The sequence below is a fragment of the Streptomyces yamdrokensis genome (assembly GCF_053890455.1).
The window spans coordinates 6,951,683-6,967,929 of sequence record NZ_CM132679.1 but is presented as its reverse complement, the minus strand read 5'-3'; the positions used below and the strand labels follow the sequence as shown (position 1 = coordinate 6,967,929).

Annotated in this window: 13 protein-coding genes; 4 read left to right on the top strand and 9 right to left on the bottom strand. The window is 71.5% G+C overall.

What is annotated here, in order from left to right:
- Positions 1-41: 41 nt before the first annotated feature.
- The 5 genes from ACWZEH_RS30775 to ACWZEH_RS30755 all read right to left on the bottom strand — a co-directional run bounded on the left by ACWZEH_RS30775 (position 42) and on the right by ACWZEH_RS30755 (position 5,237).
- Positions 42-920 carry a carbohydrate ABC transporter permease gene (locus tag ACWZEH_RS30775; RefSeq protein WP_456194331.1) on the bottom strand — a complete coding sequence of 293 codons (879 nt, stop codon included), beginning with the start codon at positions 918-920 and terminating at the stop codon, positions 42-44.
- Positions 917-1,879 (bottom strand): carbohydrate ABC transporter permease, encoded by a 963-nt coding sequence (locus tag ACWZEH_RS30770; RefSeq protein WP_456194330.1) that lies wholly within the window; start codon positions 1,877-1,879, stop codon positions 917-919. The genes ACWZEH_RS30775 and ACWZEH_RS30770 overlap by 4 nt, the downstream gene beginning before the upstream one ends.
- Before the next feature lie 3 nt (positions 1,880-1,882).
- On the bottom strand, positions 1,883-3,226 hold the full coding sequence (locus tag ACWZEH_RS30765; RefSeq protein WP_456194329.1) for an ABC transporter substrate-binding protein: 1,344 nt from the start codon (positions 3,224-3,226) through the stop codon (positions 1,883-1,885).
- A 206-nt stretch (positions 3,227-3,432) separates the two neighbouring features.
- The gene (locus ACWZEH_RS30760; RefSeq protein ID WP_456194328.1) at positions 3,433-4,431 is read right to left on the bottom strand and encodes a LacI family DNA-binding transcriptional regulator; all 999 of its coding nucleotides are present in this window, start codon (positions 4,429-4,431) and stop codon (positions 3,433-3,435) included.
- A 146-nt stretch (positions 4,432-4,577) separates the two neighbouring features.
- Entirely contained in the window at positions 4,578-5,237 is a 660-nt protein-coding gene (locus tag ACWZEH_RS30755) for an MmyB family transcriptional regulator (RefSeq protein ID WP_456194327.1), read from the bottom strand.
- Positions 5,238-5,461: 224 nt separating this feature from the next.
- On the opposite strand from ACWZEH_RS30755, the gene ACWZEH_RS30750 reads away from it, so the two are divergent.
- Entirely contained in the window at positions 5,462-6,124 is a 663-nt protein-coding gene (locus tag ACWZEH_RS30750; protein WP_456194326.1) for a helix-turn-helix domain-containing protein, read from the top strand.
- A 135-nt stretch (positions 6,125-6,259) separates the two neighbouring features.
- Positions 6,260-6,496, top strand: coding sequence for a hypothetical protein (locus ACWZEH_RS30745; RefSeq protein ID WP_456194325.1), 237 nt, complete (start codon positions 6,260-6,262; stop codon positions 6,494-6,496).
- Between the two features lie 4 nt (positions 6,497-6,500).
- Here the strand turns inward: ACWZEH_RS30745 and ACWZEH_RS30740 are convergent, their stop codons facing one another.
- Both ACWZEH_RS30740 and ACWZEH_RS30735 read right to left on the bottom strand, forming a co-directional pair.
- On the bottom strand, positions 6,501-7,199 hold the full coding sequence (locus tag ACWZEH_RS30740) for a 4'-phosphopantetheinyl transferase family protein (protein ID WP_456194324.1): 699 nt from the start codon (positions 7,197-7,199) through the stop codon (positions 6,501-6,503).
- Positions 7,196-8,104, bottom strand: coding sequence for a metallophosphoesterase family protein (locus ACWZEH_RS30735; protein ID WP_456194323.1), 909 nt, complete (start codon positions 8,102-8,104; stop codon positions 7,196-7,198). Before ACWZEH_RS30735 ends, ACWZEH_RS30740 begins: the two co-directional genes overlap by 4 nt.
- A 246-nt stretch (positions 8,105-8,350) precedes the next feature.
- On the opposite strand from ACWZEH_RS30735, the gene ACWZEH_RS30730 reads away from it, so the two are divergent.
- Positions 8,351-9,568 (top strand): ATP-grasp domain-containing protein, encoded by a 1,218-nt coding sequence (locus ACWZEH_RS30730; protein WP_456194322.1) that lies wholly within the window; start codon positions 8,351-8,353, stop codon positions 9,566-9,568.
- A gap of 299 nt (positions 9,569-9,867) precedes the next feature.
- Here ACWZEH_RS30730 and ACWZEH_RS30725 read toward each other — a convergent pair whose 3' ends face one another.
- Positions 9,868-13,011, bottom strand: coding sequence for an alpha-mannosidase (locus ACWZEH_RS30725; protein WP_456194321.1), 3,144 nt, complete (start codon positions 13,009-13,011; stop codon positions 9,868-9,870).
- Between the two features lie 36 nt (positions 13,012-13,047).
- Positions 13,048-14,385: a 6-phospho-beta-glucosidase gene (locus ACWZEH_RS30720; RefSeq protein ID WP_456194320.1), complete on the bottom strand. Its 1,338-nt coding sequence runs from the start codon at positions 14,383-14,385 to the stop codon at positions 13,048-13,050.
- A gap of 363 nt (positions 14,386-14,748) precedes the next feature.
- Between ACWZEH_RS30720 and ACWZEH_RS30715 the strand changes: the two genes are divergently transcribed.
- Positions 14,749-16,167, top strand: coding sequence for a glycoside hydrolase family 16 protein (locus ACWZEH_RS30715; protein WP_456194319.1), 1,419 nt, complete (start codon positions 14,749-14,751; stop codon positions 16,165-16,167).
- Positions 16,168-16,247: the final 80 nt, after the last annotated feature.

Sequence of the window (16,247 nt, the reverse complement as noted above, 5' to 3'; positions counted from 1 at the left end):
CTTCGGTGGACAGGTCCGGCGTCGGCCCTCGGTGCGCTGCGTCAGCCCTTGGTGCCGCCCGCGCCGATCCCGGCGACGATGTACCGCTGGAAGACGAGGAACAACGCGACCATGGGAATGCTGGCGATCACCATCGCGGCGATGAGGACGGTCAGTTGGACGTTCTGCGACAACTGCACCAGGGCCACACCGATCGGCTGCTTGTCGGTGTCGGAGAAGACCATCAGCGGCCACAGGAAGTCCTGCCACACCGCGACCAGGGCGAAGATCGACACGACACCGAGCACCGGCCGGGACATGGGCAGCACGATGGACCACAGGACGCGCAGCCGTCCGGCGCCGTCGATCTCGGCGGCCTGGAGGACGTCCCTCGGCAGCTGGTCGAAGAACCGCTTGAGCAGGTAGAGGTTGAAGGCGTTGGCGACGGCGGGCAGCCAGATGGCGAGCGGGTCGTTGAGCAGGCTGGTGTGGATCAGCGGCAGGTCGGCGACGACGAGGTACTTGGGGACGACCAGGGCCTGCGCGGGGACCATGAGGGTGGCGAGGATGCCGCCGAGGATCACGTTGCCGAAGGCGGGCCGCAGTCTGGACAGGGCGTAGGCGGCGGCCGTGCAGAAGACCAGCTGGAACAGCCAGGCGCCGGCCGCCTGCACCACCGTGTTCCACAGGTGGGTGGGGAGCTGCATCAGTTCCCAGGCGTCGGTCCAGCCGCTCGTGCCCCACCGGTCCGGGAGGAGGTCGGGCGGGGTGCGCGCCACCTCGTCCGGGGACTTCATCGCGCCGGTGACCATCCAGTAGACCGGGAAGAGGAAGGCCAGCGCGAAGGTCAAAAGGACGCCGGTGAACACGGTCCAGTAGACGGCCCGGCCTCGGGGGCGGGCCAGGACGGCCGGGGAGACGAGGGTGCGGGTGCTGCTCATGCCGCCTCCTGGGAGGAACGGGTGAGCCTGAGGTAGACGGCGGAGAATCCTCCGAGGAGGGCGAGGAGCATCACGCTCAGCGCGCAGGCACCGCCGAAGTCGTTGTAGAGGAAGGCGTACTTGTAGATGAGGTAGAGGACGGTGACGGTGGAGTTCTCCGGGCCGCCGCCGGTGATCACGAACGGTTCGGTGAACACCTGCATGGTGGCGATGATCTGAAGTAGCATCAGCATAAGGATGACGAACCGGGTCTGGGGGACCGTCACGTGCCGGATGCGCTGGAGCAGGTTCGCGCCGTCGAGTTCGGCGGCTTCGTACAGTTCGCCGGGGATGGACTGGAGGGCGGCGAGGTAGATCAGGACGGTGCCGCCCATGTTGGCCCAGGTGGCGACGATCACCAGGGAGACCAGGGCGGTGTCGGCACCGTTGGACCAGTTCGAGGTGGGCAGGTGCAGAAACCGCAGCGCCTCGTTGGCCAGGCCGGTGCCCGGGTCGTAGAACCACTTCCACAGCAGGGCGCTGACCACCGGCGGGATCATCACCGGCAGGTACACCACGACGCGGAAGAACGCCTTGGCGTGCCGGAGTTCGTTCAGCACGAGGGCGAGGACGAACGGGACGGCGAAGCCGATCAGCAGGGCGAGCAGGGTGAAGGTGAGGGTGTTGCGCCAGGCCGCGCCGAACTCGGGGTCGGACAGGACGCGGGTGAAGTTGGCGGTGCCGACCCATTCGGGCGGTGAGCCGGGCGTGTACCGCTGGAAGGCGATCACGACGGCGCGGATCGCCGGGTACCAGGAGAACAGGGCGAAGCAGACGAGGCCGCCGAGGAGGAAGCCGTAGGCGTGCGCCTGGTCGGCGAGGCGGCGGCGCCCCCGGCCTGCGGACGGGGGCGCCGCCTTCACCGGGCGGACGGCGGGTGGCGGGGCGGCGCGCCGTGCGGCGGCGGTCTTCGTCGCCACCGGTCAGCCTCGTGCCAGGATGCCGTCGATCTTGGTGGAGGCGTCCTCCAGGAGCCGGTCGATGTCGGCGTCCTCCTTGGTGAGGACAGCGGAGACGACACCGTCGAGGACGGAGTAGAGCTGCTGCGCCTGTGGCGGCTCGATCTTCGTCTCCAGGCTCTGGTTGCCGTCGAGGAAGGCCTGGTAGTTCTCCACCGGGACGTTGGCGTGGTCCTCCTTGACCTGCTGGTCCTTGGCGTCGGCGGCGCCGGTGAACAGCCGGGGTTCGGGCAGGCCGACCGGCGCGCCGTTCTTCTCGGCGCGGGCGTAGTCGCCGAGGAAGCCGTCGCCGGGGGTGAGGAACATGTGGTCCAGCCACTTCAGGCCGGCCCTGATCTGTTCGGGCGAGGCCTTCTCGTTGAACATGTAGCCGTCGCCTCCGATGAGGGTGGCCTGTCCGCCGGGCATGGGGGCGAGGGCGAGGTCCTCGTACTCGGCGCCCTTCTCCTTCACCAGGATCGGGATGTTGTCGGGGGCCGCGAGGTACATGCCGAGTTTGCCGGCGCCCATCATCTGCTGGACGTCGTTGATGACGAGCAGCTGCTTGCTGCCCATGGACTCGTCCTCCCACCGCATGTCGTGCAGGGTCTGCAGCACGGCGCGGCCTTCGGGCGAGTCGACGGCGGCCTCCTTTCCGTCGGGGGTGACGACGTCGCCGCCCTGGGAGTAGAGCTCGGCGGTGAAGTGCCAGCCGCCCTGGTTCTGGGCGCTGTAGTCGGCGTAGCCGACGGTGCCGTCGCCGAGTGCGGCGATCCTCTTCGCGGCGTCGCGGACCCCGGCCCAGGTGGTGGGCGGCCGGTCGGGGTCGAGTCCGGCCCGCTCGAAGAGCTGCCGGTTGTAGATCAGCCCCATGGAGTATCCGGTGCGCGGTACGCCGTAGATCCTGCCGTCGACGGTGTAGATGTCCCGCAACTGCTGCTGGATCGTCCCGTAACTCCTCAATTCCCTGACGTACGGGGTGAGATCGGCAGCCTGGTTGATGTCGACGACATGACCGGCGTCGGTGAAGTACGTGTAGAACACGTCCTCCATCTGCCCGCCGGCGAGCTTGGCGTCGAAGGTCTTCGGATCCTGGCAGGGGAACGCGTCGTGCGGGACGACGTCGATGTCCGGGTTCTTCTTCTCGAAGGCGGCGACGTCCTCCTCGAAGAACCGGCGGTCGACCTCGGCGCTCTTGGGCGGCATGCAGTTGACCGTGATGCGGGTCTTGCCGTCGGCGGCCTGGTCGTCGTTCGACCCGCAGGCGGTGAGCGTGAGGGCGCCGACGCCTAGCGCGACGAGGGTACGGCGGATCCCGGTGCTTCTCATCGGTGGACCCCTCTGGGACAGGAGCGAGTGAACCCCTCGGACAGGAGCGGTGGGCGGGGCACACTCAAGCACCGGCGACAAGGGTCCGCAAGATGTCGCGCAGAGTTTGAAATTATTCGACAGATAGCCGGAAGCGGGGGCGGAAGCAGCCCCGGAGGGGCCCGCGGACTCCGGGCCCCGGAGGGCCGGAGTCCGCGGGCCGGTGCTCAGCTCCGGGGTGCCTGTGCGGTCGACCCGCGCACCACCAGCTCCGGCTCGAACAGCAGCTCCTCGGCGGCCACCTGGCCTCCGTTGATCTGCGCGTTCAGCAGGTCCACGACGGCCTTGCCCATGGCCTCGATGGGCTGGCGGACGGTGGTGAGCGGGGGCTCGGTGCAGTTCATCAGGGCCGAGTCGTCGTATCCGACGACCGAGATCCGCGCGGGGACGTCGAGCCCCCGGCGGCGGGCGGCCCGTACGGCGCCGAGGGCCAGGGGGTCGCTGGCGCAGATGAAGCCGGTCACGCCCCGGTCGATGAGCCGGGAGGCGGCGGCGTGCCCGCCCTCGACGGAGAACATGGCGCGGGCGACGTGCTCCTCGGGCACCTCGCCGGCGACCGCGCGGAGGGCGGCCAGCTTGCGGGCCGACGGCACGTGGTCGGCGGGGCCGAGCACCAGACCGATCCGCTCGTGGCCGAGTGAGGCCAGGTGCCGCCAGGCCTGTTCCACGGCCACCGCGTCGTCGCAGGAGACCCCCGGGAAGCCGAGGTGCTCTATGGCCGCGTTGACGAGGACGACCGGGATGTTGCGCTCGGCGAGCTGCCGGTAGTGGTCGTGGGGCGCGTCGGCCTGGGCGTAGAGCCCGCCGGCGAAGACGACGCCGGACACCTGCTGCTGGAGCAGCAGCGTCACGTAGTCCGCCTCGGAGACGCCGCCGCGGGTCTGGGTGCACAGCACCGGCGTCAGTCCGAGCTGGGCCAGCGCGCCGCCGATCACCTCGGCGAAGGCGGGGAAGATCGGGTTCTGCAGTTCGGGCAGCACCAGGCCGACCAGGCGGGCACGCTCGCCGCGCAGCTGGGTGGGCCGCTCGTAACCGAGCACGTCCAGGGCGGAGAGCACCGCCTGCCGGGTGGACTCGGAGACTCCCGGCTTGCCGTTGAGCACCCGGCTGACCGTGGCCTCGCTGACCCCGACCTTCTTCGCCACCACAGCAAGTCGTCGCGTCATGATCGCAAGAATAACGCAAGCCGCGCAAGCTGTTTGCGCGAATACGCAAGAAACCGGCGCCACCATGACGGCTCCGACTCCGACTCCGACTCCGACTCCGGCTCCGGCTCCGGCTCCGGCTCCGGCTCCGGCTCCGGCAGGACGGTTCAGTCCGCCGCCGGCACCACGCTGAGGTGGGAAGCGGCGCGCCGACGTCTGCGGTGGCCGGCCGGGGTGCGGGGCGCCTCGCGCAGGACCAGCGTCAGCCGGACGCAGTCCATGTCGTCGAGAACCCTGGTCGTCTCCACGACGAGACGGCAGTCGGTGACCCCCCAGCGCGGATCGGGATGCCGCAACGGCCTTACCGCGCCGTCGTGCTCGGCGGCCTGTTCGCCGACGGCACGGAGCCAGTGCGGCAGCCCCTGCCGGTAGGCGGCCTCCATGATGGGGTCCTGGGCGATGTCCCGGCGGATGGCCTGCAGCCCGCGGTCGTGATCGTGCCGTTCCACCGTCTTGGCGAAGTGCGCCAGCATCGGCAGGCACCAGCTCGACTCGTGTTCGCCCAGCACGGTGGCGGCGTCCGGGTGGAAGAGGACGAACCGGAGGAAGTTGTCGCCGGGCATGGCCGTCGGATGCGGTTCGACATCCCGGAAAAGTGTCCGGAAAGCGGTGTTGGCCAGCAGCACGTCCCAGCGGTGGTCGACCACCAGGGAAGGGAAGGGCACCGCGTGGAGGAACGCGGCGTAGTCCTCCAGGTAGGCCCGCGCCTCGGGAGTCTCGGGGCCGGGCCGCGGCATCGGCCGCTGCCCTCCTGCCTGATGTGCCATCGGGAGGCTCACCCCTCTTGCCTGTGCGGCCTTGACGCGGCGCCCCGATCCTGCTGCCCGAACCTCGGGCGTGTCAACTATCGTGGCATTTCATGCCGGTTGACGGCTGAAATTGGCCACAGTTGTGGCGAGACCTGGATGTGAGTTCGAAGCACGGGCTAGTCTCCGTGAAGTTCACGGCAATCCCGTGTGAGAAGCCTGTGAGAGACGTAGGAGATCTGTCGGTGACCGGTGGCTTCGTGGGTGAGGGGCAGGACACCGCGCTGACGACCGCGCTGACGGCCGTCGTCGCCCGCGTCGCCGCACTCGCCGACCGGCTCGACGTGCCGCACACCGAGGTCTTCGGCGTCGGCCGGCTCTCCGCGGCCTCCGGAGTCCCGGAGCCTGTCGTCAAGGCCCTGTTGAGCGGCCGCCCGGCGGGTGAGCCCGAGGTGCAGACCCGGTTCGTGCAGCGCCTGGACCTGCTGCGCCGCACCCGGCTCAAGCCGAACGGCCGCAAGTACACACAGCAGGAGATCGCCGACGGCGCGGGCATGTCCCGGCAGCAGGCCGGCGCCCTGATCAACGGCGACCGGCGTCCCACCATGGAGCACTGCGACGCCATCCAGCGGTTCTTCCGGGTGCACGCCGGATTCCTCACCGCCGAGGACCCCGAAGCCCTCGCGAACGCGCTCCAGCACACCGAGCAGGAGCTGTTGCAGAACCTGGCGGACCGTGAGCGGCGGGCCGCGGTGGCGGTCGGCGACCCGCTGGAGCGGCTGCTGCAGGACCACGGGGTGCGCGGCATCGCGTGGCGGGCCGCCCAGCTCCCCACCGACCAGCACCGCGACAAGGTCGCGGAGTGGCTGGACATGCTCCTGGAGAACGTCCAGCCTCCCAAGGCCTGAGCGGGGCGGGCCGGTTCAGCCGGGCGGGCCGGTCCGCGGCACGGACCGGTTGTCAGTGGTGGGCGGCAGACTGGGGGCGCGCCCGCACCGCGCGGGACGCGCGATGCCGGACCACGACCTGGGGAGAGCCGAGCGATGCCCACCGCCGTACCGACCGACCGCGAGCGCACCGCCGTCCGGGCCTATCTGCGACTGCTGCACACGGTGCGCGCCGTCCACGACCTGGAGACCGGCCCCCCGGGCACCCGCAGGCCCCCGGTCGTGGCACCCTCCGTCCTCGCGGAGGCGGAGACGGCCCTGGCCCGGGCTGGGCTGTCCGGCAACGAGGAGTCCTTCTTCCGGTTGCTCCGCGACTGGCACCCAAAGCCGTGACAGGTCAGCCGTGCGGTACGGCGACCGCGGTCCCGACCAGGCCGCCCTCGACGCCCCAGCGGCCGTCGAAGTGGTCGAGGCGGCGGTCGCCCACCCAGGGGCCGGGGACCAGGAGCACCGCCCTGAACCCACCGCGCGCCGGAGCGCCGGAACCACCGGCGCCGTCGGCAGGTTCGGCGAACAGCTCGATGTCGGCCTCCATGAAGTCGAGCCACCTCCCGGTGAGCGGGAACCACGCCTTGTAGACGGCCTCCTTGGCGCTGAACAACAGCCGGTCCCAGTGCACCCCCGGCCGTTCCCGGGTCAGCCGGGCGACGCGCTCCGCCTCCCCGGGAAGGGCCACGGAGGACAACACCCCCGCGGGCAGCGGCCCGTGGACCTCCGCGTCGACGCCGACGGAGGCCAGGTCACCCGTACGGACCAGGGCGGCGGCGCAGTAGCCCGCGCAGTGGGTCATGCTGCCGGCCAGCCCGTCGGGCCAGCCGGGCGCGCCGCGCTCGCCGGGCAGCACGGGGTGCGGGGGGACGCCGAGCTTCCTCATGGCCCGGCGGGCGCAGGAGCGTACCGCGGTGAACTCCCGCCGGCGCTTGTCGACGGCCCGCGCCACGACGGCCGCCTCCTCGGGGTAGAGCGGGGCGTCGGCGCCCTCGTCGCCGTAGGCCTCCACCACGACGACCGTCTCGGGCAGCAGTTCCCCGATCACCGGTTCCCGCCCTTCCCCGTCGCGGCCCCGGGCGTGGACGCGGACTCCGTCGCCTGCGCCTCCCCCGGCACGATCCGGCGCAACCGCCCCGGCGGTGTCGGCCGCTTCCGCCATTCGCGGGGGTAGCCCACGGACACCTCCTCGAAACGGACGCCGTCCTGCCGGGTGCTGCGCGGGATGTGGAGATGGCCGTAGACCATCGTGTGGACGTTGAACCTGCGGTGCCAGTCGTCGGTGAGGACGGTGCCGCACCACATGGCGAACTCGGGGTACCACAGGACGTCCGTGGGGTGCCGGTGCAGCGGGTAGTGGTTGACGAGGACGACGGGCAGGTCGGCGGGCAGGCCGGCGAGCCGCCGTTCGGTCTCCGCGACCCGGGCCCGGCACCAGGCCTCCCGGCTCGGGTACGGGTCGGGGTGCAGCAGGTGTTCGTCGGTGCAGACGACGCCGGTTCCCTGCGCGTACTCCAGCCCCTCCTCCTTGGTGGCGCACCCGGCCGGCAGGAAGGAGTAGTCGTACAGGAGGAACAGCGGGGCCACCGCCACGGGACCGCCGGGGCCCTCCCAGAGGGGGTAGGGGTCCTCGGGAGTGACCACGCCGAGGTCGCGGCACTGTGCGACGAGGTGGTCGTAGCGGGCGACGCCGCGCAGGGTGACGGAGTCCTTCGGGTGGGTCCACAGCTCGTGGTTGCCCGGCGCCCAGACGACCTTCCGGAACCGGCCCGCGAGGGTCTTGAGCGCCCAGTGGATGTCGTCCACGGTCTCCGCGACGTCTCCGGCCACGAGGAGCCAGTCGCCGTCCGACTCGGGACGCATCCGCTCCACCAGGGCACGGTTCTCGTCATAGCCGATGTGAAGGTCGCTGATGGCCCACAGCTGTCCGCCGCCGCCCGCTGTTGACGTCATCTGTCGCCCCTTGAATCTGAACGATCAATCCGTACGCACACCATGGCACGAAGAGTACGGTCACCGGCGGGCAGGACCACCGAATCCGTAACACGACCGTGGTTCGGGAGCACGGATCGAAGCCGTATGATCGGCGCTACACCGCCGCAGTGAAGCCCTTCCCGGGGCCGTCCGGCGACCCTCCACACCCTCTGCCCGGGCACGGGCCGCCGAGGCCTGCCCGCACACCCTGAAAGGCGGCCCTGCATGGCCTCTTGCGTACGCGTATGGCTCAACCGCACGTACGCGGAGAACGTGTTCTTCATGGATCAGCTGAGAAGGAATCCCAGCGACCGGGCCGTCGAGATCCATGCCACCCACGGCGACCCGGACTCCCCCGTACTGGCCGCCGCCGACACCGCCGAGCTCGAGCCCGAGGGCCTGTCCCCGGCGGCGTACGTCGAGTACGCGCTCGCCCAGTGCGCCCGGCGCGGCATCGACGTGTTCGTGCCGCGGCTGCACCAGGGCGCGATCGTCTCGCACCGCGCGGAGTTCGAGGCGGCCGGTACGGCGTTGCTGGCGCCGCCTCCCGAGGCGGTGGCCGTCTTCCACGACAAGGTGATCGCCTACGAGGCCGTCCAGGCGATCGGGGTGCCGGTGCCGCCGTGGTGGCGGGTGCGGTCGGCGGACGAACTGGTCCACGCGGTCGACGAGCTGGAGGCGCGGGGGCACCGGGCGTGCTTCAAGCCCGCGTCCGGCGCGGGCGGTGTGGGCTACCGGGTGATCACGCGTGTCCCCTTCTCGCTCACGCAGCTGGACGGCTTCCCCAGCCCGTACGTGCCGCTGGAGCTGGTACTGGAGGCGGTGCGGCAGGCCGAGGAGCCGGTGGACTGGCTGGTGATGCCGGTGCTGGGACAGCCGGAGGTGTCGGTGGACTGCCTCACCGGGCCGGACAACCGGGTCCGGCTGGCCGTCGGCCGCACCAAGAACGGCCGCCGCAGGGGGTTCACACTGCACGAGCGGTGGCTGGAGCCGGCCCGGCGGATCGCGGAGGGGTTCGGGCTGCACCATCTGTCCAACATCCAGTTCCGGATGTTCGGCGAACGGCCCGTGCTGATGGACGTCAACACCCGACCGGCCGGCGGTCTGCACCAGCTGTCGTTGTGCGGGGTGAACGTGCCGTGGGCCGCCGTGCGGCTGGCGCTCGGTGACGACCCGGGGGAGATGTTCCCGCCGTTCCTGGGCCAGGACTACTCGGTGGTGTCGGGGCCGCGTCCGCTGCGACCGGTGTCGGTGTCGGTGTCGCAGCAGCGTACGGGCCTGCCCGCGGACAGCCCCGTGGACGTGCCCACGCCCTCGCTGAGCGGTGTACCGGCCCCGGCCGTGCCCGCCGGGCCCCGGACGGCGGCCGACTCCGGTCAGGTGCGCACCGCCGCCGCGGACGCCGTTGCCGGCGGCCCCGCCTGGGGAACGCACCACCGTTAGAACCCGGATTTCCCACGCACTCACTCACCGTTCCCGCCCCCACCGGCCGGTCCCGGCGCGCTTCCCGTGCCGGGACCGGATTTTTCCCGGGAAATTCCTCCGGAGGGTGTATCAGGCGGCGGGGGGCGCGCTCTTAACGGTGAAGGGCGACGGGGGAAGCCCCTCCGGGGGACGGGGAAGCCTCCCGGAGGGGATGGGGGAAGCCCGGGGAAAGCACGGGGGAACGGGGGGGGCTCGGGTCGGTCGGCCGCTGTCACGGGGGGTGACCGGCCGGCCCGATGCACACCGTCGGTCCCGTCTCAGTCCCGCCGCACCGCCAGCCGCAGGGTCAGCACCTGGAAGGGTCGCAGGGCCACCGGCACGGTGTTCCCGTCGGTGTCCGCCGGTTCCAGCGGGCGTTCCAGGAGGTCGGTCACCGTGGCGCCGCCGAGCGGGAAGCCGGTGCGCAGGGTGCCGGTGGCGCGCCCGCCCCGGGACTCGTAGAGGCGGACGACGACATCACCGGAGGCGTCGTCCGCGAGCTTGACGGCCTCCACGGTCACCCCCTCGCCGTCCACGGAGACAACGGGAGCGGCGGGAGCGGCGGGAGCGGCGGCAGCCACGAGGGCCTGTGGGTCCGGCGGGACCGCCGGCCGGGTCACGCGCAGCGGCAGGTTGAGGGCGTAGCCCTCCGCGACGGCCTCCTCGATGCCCGCACCGGGCAGCAGCGCGTAGGTGAGGCGGTGGGTGCCCTGGTCGGCCCCGGGGTCCGGGACGCGGGGCGCGCGCACCAGGCTGAGGCCCACCGTGGTGGTCGTTCCGCCGTCGTCGCGGACCGTGCGGGTCACGTCGTGGCCGTACGTCGAGTCGTTGAGGACGGCGACACCGTAGCCGGGTTCGCCGAGGTGCACCCAGCGGTGGCCGGACACCTCGAACCGGGCCGCCTCCCAGCTGGTGTTGGTGTGGGTGGGGCGCTGGACGTGGCCGAACTGGATCTCGGCGGAGGAGTGCGGGGCCCGGATGTCCACCGGGAAGCCGGCCTTGAGGATCTTCTCGGCCTCGTGCCAGTCGATCTCGGTCTCGAAGTCGATCCGGGGGCTGCCGGCGCGCAGGGTGATCGTCTGGGTGATCCGTGAGCCGCTGCCGAAGGCGCGCTCCACACGGACGGCGCCGATCATCGGGTCCTTCGCGACGACGGTGACGGACTCGGTGCCGAGCAGGTCCGTGCGGCGGTTGCGGTAGTGCTTGTCGATGTCCCAGGCGTCCCAGTGGTTGGGGAGGTCCGTGTGCAGCCGCAGCAGGTTGCCGGGACCTGCCAGTACCTCGCGGGCCGACCGCAGATCGTATACGGACGACAGTGTCCCGTCGTCCGCCACCCGCACCCGTACCAGCCCGTTGTCGAGCACCCGCCCCGTGTCCGTGGCCGTGACGGTGACGGGCCGCGGGGGCACGGCCGGAGCCGCATCCGCCTCCAGCTCCGCCCGCAGGGGTGCGCTGCCGTTCGCGGGCACCGTCACGTACACGGGCGGGCCGTCGGGGGTGCGGACCACCTCGGCACGGTCGTAGGGGCTCGTGTTGAACACCCGGGCCCCGGCGCCGGGGCGGCCGGCGCCCAGGGCGTCGGTGGCCTCCCTCGTCAGCCTCTCCAGTTCCTCCGCGACCTCGGCGTACTCGGCCTCGGCCTCCCGGTGCACCCAGGCGATGGAGGAGCCGGGCAGGATGTCGTGGAACTGGTGCAGCAGGACGGTCTTCCACAGCCGGTCGAAGGCGTCGTACGGGTAGGAGTACTGGTCCGGCGCGTGCAGGGCTGCCGTCGTGGCCCACAGCTCGGCCTCGCGCAGCCGGTGTTCGCTGCGCCGGTTGCCCTGTTTGGTGCGGGCCTGGCTGGTGTAGGTGGCGCGGTGGAGTTCCAGGTAGAGCTCGCCGTTCCAGACCGGTGCGTTCGGGTACTCCTCGCGGGCCTTGGCGAAGAAGGCGTCGGGGTGTTCGACGACGACCTTCGCGGAGCCCTCCAGATCGGCCAGCCGGCGGGCCCGTTCCATGTGTTCGCGGGTGGGGCCGCCGCCGCCGTCGCCCCAGCCGAACGGCGCGAGCGAGCGCCTGCCGCCGCCCTTCTCGCGGTAGTTGCGCACGGCGCGGGCCATCTCGTCGCCGGTGAGGGCGGCGTTGTAGGTGTCGACCGGCGGGAAGTGGGTGAAGATGCGGGTGCCGTCGATGCCCTCCCACCAGAAGGTGTGGTGCGGGAACCTGTTGGTCTGGTTCCAGGAGATCTTCTGGGTGAGGAACCAGTCGTTGCCGGCGAGCTTGGCGAGCTGTGGGTAGGCGGCTGTGTAGCCGAAGGAGTCGGGCAGCCAGACGCCCTTGGTCTCGATGCCGAAGTGTTCGAGGAAGAACCGTTTGCCGTGGACGAGTTGGCGGGCGAGGGCCTCGCCGCCGGGCAGGTTGCCGTCGGCCTCGACCCACATGCCGCCCACCGGCGCCCACTGGCCCCTCTCGACCGCCTTCTTGATCCTCTCCCACACCTGGGGGCAGTGCTCGCGCACCCACGCGTACTGCTGGGCCTGCGAGCAGGCGAAGACGAACTCGTCGTACTCGTCGGCGAGCGCGGTGGCGTTGGAGAAGGTGCGGGACGTCTTGCGCCGGGTCTCGCGCAGCGGCCACAGCCAGGCGGAGTCGATGTGGGCGTGCCCGACGCCGGAGACGGTGTGCGCGCTGGCGTGCGCGGGCCGCGCGAGGACGGGGGCGAGGATCTCGCGGGCCGCGGGGGCACTGCCGGAGACGTCGTCGAGGTCGAGGGCGTCCATGGCCCGGTCGAGCGCGTGCGCGATCTCGTGCCGGCGGGGCTCGTGCTCGCCCAGTTCGGCCATGAGCTCGCGCAGCACCTGGAGGTCGAGGTCGAGGTGCCAGACCGGTTCGTCGAGGACGGCGAGGTCGGCGCCGCGGAACACGTACAGCGGTGTGTCACCCGCCGTGAGCCGGTCGCCGAGCGGGGTCGGGCGGGCGAAACCGTCGGCCAGGATGTCGGGGTTGGAGGCCGCCTCGACCAGGTAGTCGATCTCCTCGCCGCCCGCGGCCGGGCGGCCGACCGGGACGTACCGGTTGAACGGGTTGACTGCCTTCAGGGGGGTGCCGTCGGGCAGGTGCACGAGGCCTTCGGCCTGGAAGCCCGGTCCGGCGCCGGTGAAGCCGAGGTCGATGACCGCCTCGACGCGCCGTCCGGCCCACGTCCCGGGGACCCGTCCGCGCATACGGAACCAGGTGGTGCCCCAGGGCGGGCCCCACGGGGTGCCCGGGGCGAAGGGCGCGTAGGGGGCGGCCGCGGCCTCGGCGAAGGGGACCGGTTCGCCCGGTGCGTGCCAGGCCTCGACGGTGAGGGGAACGGTGGCGGCGTAGACCGCGGGTTTGACGCGCTGGTGGTGGAGCCGCTGGGCGCGGTGCTCGATCCGGTGGCGTTCGTCGTGCATGAGGTGCGCTCCTCCTGAGGTGCTCTTCCCGCAGGGCTACTTGAGGTGGGCGAGGCCGGGGTGGACCGCGGTGTAGCCGTCGACGAGGCGGCGGGCCACGTTCACGGAGTCGACGAGCGGGTGCAGCGCGAACGCCTTGACCGCGTGGGTGCGGGAGCCGGACTCGGCGGCACGGAGCACCTCGCGCTCGACCGCCTTGACGGAGCAGACCAGGCCGGTGGCGTGAGCGGGCAGCGGATCGACGCATACGGGGTGTGCTCCCTGGGCGTCGACCAGGCAGGGGACCTCGATGACCGCGTCCCCGTCCAGCGCCGACAGGGTGCTGCGGTTACGGACGTTGAGGATCAGGGTGGTGCGTTCGTCGCGGGCGACGGCCCGCATCAGGGCGAGGGCCACCTTCTCGTAGCCGCCGGACAGGTCGTCCTCGTCGCGGTCGCCGGCTCCGGCGGTCTCGCGGTTCTCGGACATGTAGGTGGCCTCGCGTTCGGCGCGGGTGCGCTCCCAGGTGGCGAGGGCGGGGGTGCCGGGGTCGCCCACCTGTGTGTAGAAACGGGCCTGCTGCTCGTGGAGGAAGGCGCCGCGGGTCTTCCGGGCCTGCTGGTAGGCGCGGACGGTCTCCCGGTTGAAGTAGTAGTAGTGCAGGTACTCGTTGGGGACGGCGCCGAGGGACTGGAGCCAGTCGGCGCCGAAGAGCCGGCCCTCCTCGAAGGAGCCGAGCAGCGGCAGGTCGGCGAGCAGGCGCGGGAGTTCGTCACGGCCCTTGACGTACAGGCCGCGCACCCAGCCGAGGTGGTTGAGGCCGACGTAGTCGACCCACGCCTCCCGCGGGTCCGCGCCGAGCACCCGGGCGATGCGGCGGCCGAGGCCGACCGGTGAGTCGCAGATGCCGATGACCCGGTCGCCGAGGTGCCGGGACATGGCCTCGGTCACCAGGCCCGCCGGATTGGTGAAGTTGATGACCCAGGCGTCGGGGGCGAGCCGGGCCACCCGGCGGGCGATGTCGACGGCGACGGGGACGGTCCGCAGCCCGTAGGCGATGCCGCCCGCGCCGACCGTCTCCTGCCCGAGGACGCCCTCGGCGAGCGCGACCCGTTCGTCGTGCGCGCGGCCCTCGAGTCCGCCGACCCGGATCGCGGAGAAGACGAAGTCGGCACCGCGCAGCGCTTCGTCCAGGTCGGTGGTGGTGCTCACCTCGGGGGCGTCGGGCACGTCGGCCGCCTGTTCGGCCAGTACACGGGCGACTGCATACAGTCGACGGTCGTCGACATCGTGCAGAACGACCCGCGTCACCCGCCCCTCGGCGTGGTCCCCGAGGAGAGCGCCGTACACCAGCGGGACCCGGAATCCTCCGCCGCCCAGAATCGTCAGTTTCACGTCCGCACCCTTCCCACCACGGCGGCTCCGACGCCTGCCGGTCCGTTCGTCCACGATGCCACCGCCGCCGGTCCTGCCCTCGATCATGACGCCTTCGACCGCACACCGGGGCATCCGGCCGGGCGCCGCTTCGTGCCGCCGCGCGTGGCGCTGTTGCACCCATTCGCGTCAATTCATGAGATGAACCCTTCCCGCGCACAAGGACTTTCTCGGTTACACCTCTTGACGGTCACGGGGGCACGGAGCACATTGGCGGCACCCTGAGAGCGCTCTCAGACCGACGAGCAGGGCTCTTGGGGCACTCCCCGCACCCGGATCGGCAACACATCCGCATCCGTACTCCTCTCCGAGAGGCATCCCCACATGAGTGACCCCTCCGGCACGCCCCGCAGACCCCGTGTCCCCCGCGGATCCCGTTCGCTGCGGCGGACGCTGATGGCCGCCGTCGGCACGCTCGGGCTCGCGCTCGCGGCCTCCACCATCGCCCTGCCGTCGGCGAGCGCCTCCGCCCCGACTCCCCCGTCGGGCTGGAACCAGGTCTTCGTCGACGACTTCAACGGCGCCGCGGGCAGCGGCGTCAACACCTCCCACTGGCAGTACGCGACCGGCAAGGGATATCCGGGCGGCCCCGCCAACTGGGGCACCGGCGAGATCGAGACGATGACGTCGAACCCGGAGAACGTCTCCCTCGACGGCAGCGGCAACCTCCGTATCACCCCGCGCCGGGACGCCTCCGGGAACTGGACCTCCGGCCGCGTCGAGACCAGGCGTTCCGACTTCGAGCCGCCCGCCGGTGGCGTCCTGCGCGTCGAGAGCCGTATCCAGGTGCCGAACGTGACCGGTGCCGCCGCCAAGGGCTACTGGCCGGCGTTCTGGATGCTGGGCGCGCCGTACCGGGGCAACTACTGGAACTGGCCTGCCGTCGGTGAGCTCGACATCATGGAGAACACGCAGGGCAACAACACCGTCTTCGCCACGATGCACTGCGGCACCGCGCCCGGCGGGCCGTGCAACGAGAACAGCGGCATCGGGGGTTCGACCACCTGCCAGGGCACGACCTGTCAGGCCGGCTTCCACACCTACCGTCTGGAGTGGGACCGCTCGGGGAGCGTGGAGGAGATCCGCTTCTACCTCGACGGCAACAACTTCCACACCGTGCGGGAGAACCAGGTCGACGCGACGACCTGGACGAACGCCACCGACCACGGCTTCTTCATCATTCTCAACGTGGCGATGGGCGGCGGTTTCCCCGACGCCTTCGGCGGCGGCCCGGACACCGGTACGCAGCCCGGACACCCGATGCTCGTCGACTACGTGCAGGTGCTGACCTCCGGCGGCGGGGGCGGCACCACACCGCCTCCCTCCGGCAACCGTGACGCCTACGGCACCATCCAGGCCGAGTCCTTCGACGGCCAGTCCGGCACGATGACGGAGACCACCTCGGACTCCGGCGGCGGTCAGAACGTGGGCGCGCTGGCCAACGGCGACTGGCTGCAGTTCAAGGGCGTGAACTTCGGCTCGTCCGCGGCCAGGCAGTTCTCGGCCCGGGTGGCGAGCGGCGCGCCCGCCGGGGTCAGCGGTCTGGTCGAGGTACGTCTGGACAGCCGCGGCAACGCCCCCGTCGGAAGTTTCTCGGTGGGCAACACGGGCGGCTGGCAGTCGTGGCGGACCGTCCCGGCGAACATCGGGTCCGTGACGGGCACGCACGACGTGTATCTGACCTTCACGAGCGGCCAGCCGCAGGACTTCGTGAACGTCAACTGGTTCACGTTCGGCCGCTGACCCATCGGTTCCACTGCTCCGCCGAGGGGCTCCACGCACGCGTGGGGCCCCTCATCCGTGTCCGCCGCCCGCGGCTCTCC